This window comes from Pseudomonas sp., assembly GCF_017744435.1.
In the GTDB taxonomy this organism is placed as follows: Bacteria; Pseudomonadota; Gammaproteobacteria; order Pseudomonadales; family Pseudomonadaceae; genus Aquipseudomonas.
Genome location: NZ_JAGIBG010000060.1, coordinates 1 through 8,424 on the forward strand (window position 1 = coordinate 1; position 8,424 = coordinate 8,424).

7 protein-coding genes are annotated in these 8,424 nt (G+C 59.0%); 3 read left to right on the top strand and 4 right to left on the bottom strand.

All coding sequences use genetic code 11. The annotated features are described in order from the left end of the window. The first annotated feature begins 85 nt into the window (after window positions 1-85). On the top strand, window positions 86-970 hold the full coding sequence (locus J7573_RS25285; RefSeq protein ID WP_294341266.1) for an alpha/beta hydrolase: 885 nt from the start codon (window positions 86-88) through the stop codon (window positions 968-970). A 2-nt stretch (window positions 971-972) separates the two neighbouring features. Here the strand turns inward: J7573_RS25285 and J7573_RS25290 are convergent, their stop codons facing one another. From J7573_RS25290 to J7573_RS25305, 4 genes are all read right to left on the bottom strand, one after another. Further along, window positions 973-1,995, bottom strand: coding sequence for an RHS repeat-associated core domain-containing protein (locus tag J7573_RS25290; protein WP_294341267.1), 1,023 nt, complete (start codon window positions 1,993-1,995; stop codon window positions 973-975). A gap of 108 nt (window positions 1,996-2,103) precedes the next feature. Further along, window positions 2,104-2,835: a hypothetical protein gene (locus J7573_RS25295; RefSeq protein WP_294341268.1), complete on the bottom strand. Its 732-nt coding sequence runs from the start codon at window positions 2,833-2,835 to the stop codon at window positions 2,104-2,106. Between the two features lie 162 nt (window positions 2,836-2,997). Then, the gene (hisN, locus tag J7573_RS25300; protein ID WP_294341269.1) at window positions 2,998-3,789 is read right to left on the bottom strand and encodes a histidinol-phosphatase; all 792 of its coding nucleotides are present in this window, start codon (window positions 3,787-3,789) and stop codon (window positions 2,998-3,000) included. 162 nt (window positions 3,790-3,951) lie between these two features. Continuing rightward, window positions 3,952-4,821 (bottom strand): RHS repeat-associated core domain-containing protein, encoded by an 870-nt coding sequence (locus tag J7573_RS25305; protein WP_294341270.1) that lies wholly within the window; start codon window positions 4,819-4,821, stop codon window positions 3,952-3,954. A 245-nt stretch (window positions 4,822-5,066) separates the two neighbouring features. Here J7573_RS25305 and J7573_RS25310 point away from each other — a divergent pair, with 245 nt between their 5' ends. Both J7573_RS25310 and J7573_RS25315 read left to right on the top strand, forming a co-directional pair. Further along, complete coding sequence (locus tag J7573_RS25310; RefSeq protein ID WP_294341271.1) at window positions 5,067-5,957, top strand: universal stress protein; 891 nt, start codon at window positions 5,067-5,069, stop codon at window positions 5,955-5,957. A gap of 244 nt (window positions 5,958-6,201) precedes the next feature. Then, entirely contained in the window at window positions 6,202-8,337 is a 2,136-nt protein-coding gene (locus tag J7573_RS25315) for a TonB-dependent siderophore receptor (RefSeq protein WP_294341273.1), read from the top strand. The last annotated feature ends 87 nt before the right edge of the window (window positions 8,338-8,424 follow it).

Consider the following 8,424-nt stretch of genomic DNA (forward strand, 5'->3'; position numbering starts at 1 on the left):
CTACAGAAACAGCTTGCAACCTAGCCACAGCACCGCTCGGTAACTTTTCCGACATCAACCCCTGCGCATCTGTTAAAAACCCGGCATGCCTACCCTCTTCCTCACTCACCTGCGCCGCCGCTGGCTCACCTGGTTGTGCGCCTCCCTGATGGTCATCGGCCTGCCCGCTGGCTGCGCGGTGCTGCAGCACAAGGAACGCGAACTGCTGTTTCGCATCGAGCCCGGACAGGCCAGCTGGTTCCACGGCCTGCCCAACGACGTGCAGGAACTGGACCTGCGCCCACGCAGCTTCACCGACAACCAGAGCCTGCATGCCTGGTGGTGGCCTGCCAAACGCGCCGGTGCACCGGCCATCCTCTACCTGCACGGCGTGCGCTGGAACCTCACCGGCCAGCTGTTCCGCATCGAGCAGCTGCACGCGATGGGCTATTCGGTGCTGGCCGTGGACTACCGCGGTTTCGGCCAGAGCCGTGGCGGCCTGCCGTCCGAAGCCACGGTCTACGAGGATGCACGCATCGCCTGGGAGCGCTTCGTGCAGTTGCAGCCTGACCCCGGCAAGCGCCTGATCTTCGGCCATTCGCTCGGCGGCGCCGTGGCTGTCGAGCTGGCCACCGAGCTGGCCGGCCAAGCACAGAAGGATGGCAGTGCAGCACCTGCGCGTGGCCTGATCCTGGAGTCGACCTTCACATCGCTGGGCGATGCGGCAGCGGCTGTTGCCAATACATCACTGCCGGTGCGCTGGTTGATGTCGCAGAAGTTCGATTCGCTGGACAAGATCAAGGATGTCAGACTGCCCGTGCTTTTGGTGCACGGGCTGGATGACCGTTTCGTGCCGCCGCGCTTCAGCCAGGAACTGTTCGAAGCCGCACAGGAGCCGAAGACATTACTGCTGGTGCCAGGGGCGACGCATAACAACAGTATGACCCTCGCTAGACAACGGTATGAACAAGCAATACGAGCATTATTTTAAGGTCAACGCCGACTTAATCGACGTATCTGTTTCGCTTGATTGCGAACGATACTTGAGGTGCGATATCGTGATGAGCTCTCGTCCAACATTGACCGGACACTACTAGTAAATTTATCAAGTCCAAAAATGCCGTCCACCTTATAATCTCTAAGATAATCAGAATAAGCGTCAATCATCAAAGCCCTGCGAGCATTATCAAACCCAGGGCGAAACAATTTATTCAAAAAGTCTCTGTCATATGTAGTTATACCCCGAAAATCAGCTGGCCTGGCACGCTCCATCAGCGCACCACGCGTTCTTTCAGCACTTTGCAGTGTAACGGAATACATCGCCGGAGGATTTTCATGTACAAACTCCGTCAACGCTCCTGGAGCCAAAGTAGAAGCTCTCCGGGAAAAGTCGTTATGAATTTCCTGAGCTCGGAGTATCACTTTTGCTGCATCGGCTTTCGATAAGTCGCTTGGAAGACCTACCTTAAATCCACTCCACGCACGATTCAGGGCCAGATTTTGGATGCGAAGCTCCCTTTGGATTTTAAACTCCGCCCTTATGGACCGCCACTGAGCCTGAGATGTTATATGACCTGTGGGATCATGAGCATTAACGGGGTTATTGCCGCAGTAGACATACCCATTTATTCCCGCCTTGCCGAAGGGACTCCAACTGTCAAATGATAAAAAACGCATCAATATTGGACTATAGATTCTATAGCCCGAACCTAGATGATACCCCTCGATACGCTCATCAAACCTCTGCCCAACAAACGAAGCCAAATATTGATGAGCCCGGACGCCTCCAAAAAAACCGTAAGGGGTGTAATTAGTCGATTCAGGCAGGCAAGAGCCCCGCGACACGCAACCGACAGTAGAATTAAGCGCATCAGTCACAAGCAAGACATCAGGATCAACAAAGCCCTTGCCCCCTTCCGCAAGGCTACCCAACTCGGTTTGAAACAAAAAGCGATTACCCCTATCACTTAATATATTCGACAGTTTCAACCCCGAATAGAATAAATTTTCTCTCATGGAAGACACCCACAGTGTTTTGTCGATTATGCACCCACCCCGGCCCCTCAGCCACTATCAGAAATACCAGGTTTGCATGGATTATTCGAATCCTGAATCCTTCAAAAATCACTGCACAGGCAGGAAGTTCATCAACAGCAAGCTCTGCGCGTAATTCAGCCCGATCCGCCGATACCGCTCATCCAGCAACTCCGCCAGCAAGTCCAGCCGCGCCACGATCTTGCCGAACTCCACGGCAAAACTCAGGTTGCTGCCCTCCTCCGAGATCTCGTTGGAGAACAGCAACAGCACCCCATTGGCATCCTGGCGCTGGCTGAGCATCCACGTTGCTTTTTCGATATTGCGCGCCGCGTTGTTGATGAACAACGGGTCGAGGGTATCGGTCATGTAGAACTCGATACGCCCGCCGTGCGCGGTGATCAGCATGCTGCCGATGGCGTAGATGAAGGCGCCGACCCGGTCGCCGCGAAACTCCGGGCTCAGGGCGTAGCTCAGGGCTGCAAGGTCGCGGCGGTTGCCCAGTTGCGGCAACGGCTGGCGCTGCTCGATGGCGATGCGGATCTGCCGCTCGGCGGTGGCGGCATCCAGGTAGCCGGACATCTTCCACTGGTTGGGGTTGCGCAGGTACAGCTTGTTCATCAGCAAGTACAGGCTCTGCAGGTTGTCGCGCATGGCCAGTGTGGCCATGCGGTCGACACTGGTCTGGAACAGCTCGCTGGGCTTGCCGTTACCAAACTGGCTGACGATGTCGTGGCCTTGCTGCTGGCTGCAGCCGGCCAGGCCTATGAGGGTGCCGGCGAGCAGCAGGCTAGAGAGGATTCGGGAATTGCTTGCAACCATCGGCACCGGGTCAGAATCGGCGGCCGCGCTGGGAATCAGTGCAGCCAGGCCAATCATAGAGCCCGGAAATCAGGAAAAGTGCGGTTTCTGGGGAGGTTGGAAGCTTGCACTGGCCTCTTCGCGGGTAAACCCGCGAAGAGGCCGGTACAGGCAACCCATCAATCACATGGCGTGACGCAGCATCTCCACCACCTGCGCATGCAACACCGGGTCACCACAGGCCACCACACACCCGCCATTCTGCGCGCTGCTGCCATCCCACGCAGTAATCACCCCGCCCGCCCCTTCGATGATCGGCATCAGCGCCTGCACGTCGTACGGCTGCAGGCTCGCCTCGACGATCACGTCGACAAAGCCCGAGGCCAGCATGCAGTACGCATAGCAATCACCGCCGTAACGCATCAGCCGCGCCTTGCCAGCCACAGCTTCGAACGCCGCCTTGCGTGCGGTTGTGTCGAACATGTCCGGCGTGGTGCACATCAGCGTGGCCGAAGCCAGGTCGGCGCACGCACGCGTCTCCAGTGGCGTGCCGCTGCGCCATGCACCTTCCGGGGTGCCGACGAAGCGTTCGCCGGTGAACGGCTGGTTCATCACGCCCACCACCGGGCGGGTGCCGTCGTTCAGGGCAATCAACGTTCCCCACAACGGCAGGCCGGTAATGAACGCGCGGGTGCCGTCGATCGGGTCGAGCACCCAGGTCAGCGGGCTGCTGCCCACCGCCACGCCGGCCTCTTCACCGAGAATGCCGTGCTCCGGGTAGCGCGCCTGGATCAGCTCACGCATGGCATCCTCGGCCGCCTTGTCGGCCACGGTCACCGGGTCGTACAGGCGCCCGCCCTTGTCCTCGACCTCCAGGCTGGCGCGGAAATACGGCTTGATCGCCAGTGCAGCGGCATCGGCCAGCTGCTCGGCGAAGGCTTGGAATTCGCCGATCTGTTCAGCGCTCAGGGACATGGGACAGGCCTCGTGAAAAATGTCGGGGCTGCATCATACCCGACAATCCACGAGTTACACCGGTGTCAGGTGTTCATAGAAAATGGTAGCCCGCCCGGGCATGGTACCGAGGGTCACCATGGTCATGGTCGCCAGACCGATACAGCGTGAAATGCCTGTTTATCAACTGACTCGCAAGGATGATGCGCTCGTAGCCGCTCCGAAAACTGTTGCATTAGTCATATAGTGAGTTGCTCGCTTTGCAAAGTCGTTAAATTCGCTATCCGTAGGAGTGTAGAGCTTACTCATCATTGACGAAAAATTTAGCTTGAACGTTGCGCTTTCTGTAATTGCCTGCACACCTACACGCCAACCATCAGGAATTGGATATCCTCTCATATTAGAAAATGATGCCTCCTCTATGGCGTATCTCCTGATTGACATAAGAGCATTGAATTGATACCTGTCAATATACCCACCATCAAGTAGTTCCCCCCATGCGCTCACAGGTGTTTGAGTTTCGTAGTAGGATCGATTGAATGGCTTTGCCAGCAATTCATTCAACTCTCCACCTGCTATGAAACGCGACATCGGTCCCCTGGCATCCACAGGATTCGCCGAGGAGCTACCGCCCAGAGGTGATAAAGCACTATTACGACGCCTCGTCGTTCCAAAAACACGAATTTCTGGTAAAGAAAACCTTTTCCCTCCCCATTGACCAGAAGGATCACTTTTATTGACAGGATCATTTTCACAGTAGGCGTACGCATTAATTCCGCCTTTACCAAATGGGCTCAATCCATCTGCAGAAGTAAACCTCATGATTGCAGGATCATACTCTCTATGACCATGACCGAGTTGGTACCTTCTTGTCAGACGATCCACAGGCTGTCCATTGAATCCAACTGCCACAATTAAATCAATGCTGAATCCATAGACGTTAAATATTTGATGTTGCAGACGCGAAGCTTGGACTCCCGCAAGCACAGTAGAGGCCTGATCATTTACCAGCAGCTTGACAGCGGCTTCCTTTTTTTCTGAATCGATTGCCACGGTTTGATCGGCAGCACAAACATACGACTCCCAGGCACCAGCCTCCAAGACCGAGGCTACACGGCCGCGTTGGTAAAATATCCTCCTCACAGCTACGTCTCCTCCATAAACCAGTACTTGTAATCTACCTCCCATTATGCGAATTCAATACTGGTAAAAATGCTAGTTATGAAAAATTCCATTCGATATGAATTTCACACAAAAGCTATGCTGAACCGGGGGGCTGCCACACGTGGAGGTGTGCGATGAGCCAGTTCAAGCGTCTGTTCGTCATGCTCGGCCCGCAAATGCGCCATACCCCGGCGCTGCAGCGCGCGGCGGCGCTGGCCGAGTCCAGTGGTGCCCTGCTGGATATCAATGTGTTCGTCGACGATGTCGACACGTTTGGCCTGATGAGCGATGGCCGCGAGCGTGAACGGCTGCTCGGCGACAACCGCCAGTGGCTGGCCGACGAGGCCGAGCAACTGGGCAATGCCGGGCTCGATGTTTCCACCGAACTGCTGCTGACCCGGGACCCGCTGGGCAGCGTGCTTGAACGCATCGAACGGCTGGGTTGCGACCTGCTGATCAAGGACGTGCAGCATGAACCGGTACTCAAGCGCCTTTTGGTCACGCCGCTGGACTGGCAATTGCTCAAGGAAAGCCCGGTGGCCGTGCACCTGGTCAGCGACATCCGCCTGCCGCTGCCCCGGCAGATTGCGGCAGCGGTGGACCTCAACTGCCAAGGGGCAGGCGAACATCTGGACGATCAGGTGATCCACACCGCCCATGCCCTGGCCCTGCAATGCAACGCCGAGCTGCACCTGCTGCATGTGTGCGATGCGGCCAAGACCCATATCGCCGACTTTGGTGCCGGCACCGTCACCATGCCGGGCTTCGATGGCAGTGTGCGCACGGCACAGCGTGGGGCGTTCAACCGGCTGGGCGACCACCACCAGATCCCGCTGGAACGACGGCATTTTGTCGAGGGTGCGGCGATCCGGGCGATTGCCCAGTTCGTCAGCCACAGCCGGGTCGATGTGATCGTGATGGGCAGCCATCGGCATGATGCGATGCAGACGTTCCTCGGCGGCACCACGGCGCACGTGCTGGAGCATCCGTTGTGCAATGTGCTGGCCATAAAGGACGCTCGCTGAGCTTTGGGCTGCCTGAACTGGCCTCTTCGCGGGCTTGCCCGCTCCCACAGGTATACCACCAGCCTGCAGAGCGACGGGGCCCCTGTTGGAGCGGCTTTACCCGCGAAAGGGCCGGGCCTGCCAAGTGCATGGTATCTGGCACACCAGTTCAAATTAAAAAGAATGCATTTGATAATGATTCGTAGTAGTTTCTCGGCGCTTCCCACACTTCCCCTCAGCGCCCTACTCCAGGATCGTACCGTCGATGCGTCGCACGTTCGTTTCGCTTTGTGTGCTTCAAGCTATCTCCCCACTGGCCCTCGCCGAGCCCGAGCCGCTCAATGACCCGGCCCGGATCGAACTCCAGGCCCTGAACATCACCAGCAGCGCCGACAGCGAGCGCGCCGATGGCCCGGTGGACGGCTACAAGGCCAGCCGCTCGGCCAGTGCCACGCGCACCGACACCGCCCTGCACGAAACCCCGCAATCGATCAGCGTAGTGCCCAGGGATGTCCTCGAAGACACCGGTGCCACCCGCCTTCAGGACGGCCTGGACTATGCCGGTGGCGTCGGCCGCGCCAACAACTTCGGCGGCCAGGGCCTGACCACCTTCACCGTGCGCGGCTTCACCACCGGGGAGTTCTACCGCAACGGCTTCCCGATCAACCGCGGCTACCCCAACGCCCCCGATGCCAATACCGTCGAGCGCCTGGAAGTGATCCGCGGCCCGGCCACCAGCCTGTATGGCCGTGGCGACCCGGGTGGCACCTTCAACGTGGTCAGCAAGCAGCCGCTGGCCGAGCCCAAGGTGACCCTCGGTAGCCAGTTCGACGACCAGGGCATGCACCGGGCGACCCTGGATGCCACCGGGCCGCTGAACGCCGATGGCTCGCTGGCTTATCGCCTGAATGTGCTGGGCGAAGGTGGCGAGAGTTTTCGCGACGATGTCGAAAGCGAGCGCTATGACGTGGCGCCGGTGATCAGCTGGCAGGTCAACGATGCCACCAAGGTCATTTTCGAAGGTGACTTCATGCGCAACAACCACCCGCTGGACCGCGGCCTGACCCGCCTGCCCGGCCAGATCGGCACAGCCTCGCGCGACACCAACATCTGGGAAAAAGGCAGCGACAACCTGCTGCACAACGACAACAACATGGCCCAGCTGCGCTTCGAGCACCTGCTCAACGACAACTGGACCTTGGGCGGCGGCCTGCAATGGCTGGACGGCTCGCTCAAGGGCAACGCCGTGGAAGCCAACGGCCTGCAGGCCGACGGTCGCACCCTGGGGCGCAACTTCAACTACCGCAAGCTGGAGTGGACCGACCGCGACTACCAGCTTAACCTCACCGGCCACTTCGACACCGGTGGCTTGGCCCACACCCTGCTCACCGGCATCGAATACGAAGACTACGACTACAACTCGATCATCCAGCGTTCGGCCGCAGGTACCGGCGCCTACCCGATCGACATTTTCGACCCGGTGCTGGGCCAGCCGCGCCCTGCCCTGACCCGCACCACCACCCATGACCAGGAAAACCTCAAGACCTGGGCGGCCTTCATCCAGGACCAGGTAGCCCTGACCGAGCGCCTGAAAGCCCTCGCCGGGGTACGTTTCGAGCGCTACGAGCATGACTACGACAACAAGCTCAACAATGCCGGTGACTTCAACAAAGGCGAAAACGGCGTCACCCCGCGCTTCGGCCTGATCTACGACCTGACCGACACCGTTGCCGTCTACGCCAACACCGCGCGCTCGTTCAAGCCCAACAGCGGCGTGAGCCTGCAAGGCACTGGCTTCGACCCGGAAAAGGGCAAGTCATACGAGCTGGGCGTGAAATGGGAAGCGCTGGACCGTCAGCTGAGCGTGGACGCGGCGATCTACCACATCGTCAAGGAAAACGTGCTGACCCGCGACCCCAACGACCCGACCGGCACCTACAGCGTCGCTGCCGGCGAAGTGCGCAGCCGCGGCCTGGATATCAACGTGGCCGGCAATCTGACCCCGGAATGGCGGATGATCGGTGGCTACGCCTACGTCGATGCCGAGGTGACCAAGGACAACAGCATCCCCACCGGCACCCGCCTGGCGAACATCCCGCGCAACAGTTTCAGCCTGCTCAACACGTATGAGTTCCAGGATGGACTGGCCAAGGGGCTGGGGCTGGGGGTTGGCGTGAAGTATGTGGATGACCGCGCCGGGCAGACGGCGGCCACTACCTACACCATGGAGCGCTACAGCGTGGTTGACCTGCTGAGCTTCTACAAGGTCAACGAGCACGTGCGCTTGAACCTGGACGTGAAGAACGTGTTCAACAAGGGCTATGACGAAGGGGCGTTCAATACCTATGTGTACCCGGGGGCGCCGCGCACGGTGCAGGCCGGGGTTTCCTACACCTTCTAGAATGCTGGGGCCGCTTTGCGGCCCTTTCCGACCGGTCCGGCGCCCCGGCAAGGCCGCTCCTACAGGCGAATGCGTAACCTGTAGGAG

Bases quoted from the DNA above. Each gene is read 5' to 3' on its own strand.
- J7573_RS25285 (WP_294341266.1), top strand. From the start codon at position 86: ATGCCTACCCTCTTCCTCACTCACCTGCGCCGCCGCTGGCTCACCTGG.
- J7573_RS25290 (WP_294341267.1), bottom strand. From the start codon at position 1,995: ATGAGAGAAAATTTATTCTATTCGGGGTTGAAACTGTCGAATATATTA.
- J7573_RS25295 (WP_294341268.1), bottom strand. From the start codon at position 2,835: ATGGTTGCAAGCAATTCCCGAATCCTCTCTAGCCTGCTGCTCGCCGGC.
- hisN (WP_294341269.1), bottom strand. From the start codon at position 3,789: ATGTCCCTGAGCGCTGAACAGATCGGCGAATTCCAAGCCTTCGCCGAG.
- J7573_RS25310 (WP_294341271.1), top strand. From the start codon at position 5,067: ATGAGCCAGTTCAAGCGTCTGTTCGTCATGCTCGGCCCGCAAATGCGC.
- J7573_RS25315 (WP_294341273.1), top strand. From the start codon at position 6,202: ATGCGTCGCACGTTCGTTTCGCTTTGTGTGCTTCAAGCTATCTCCCCA.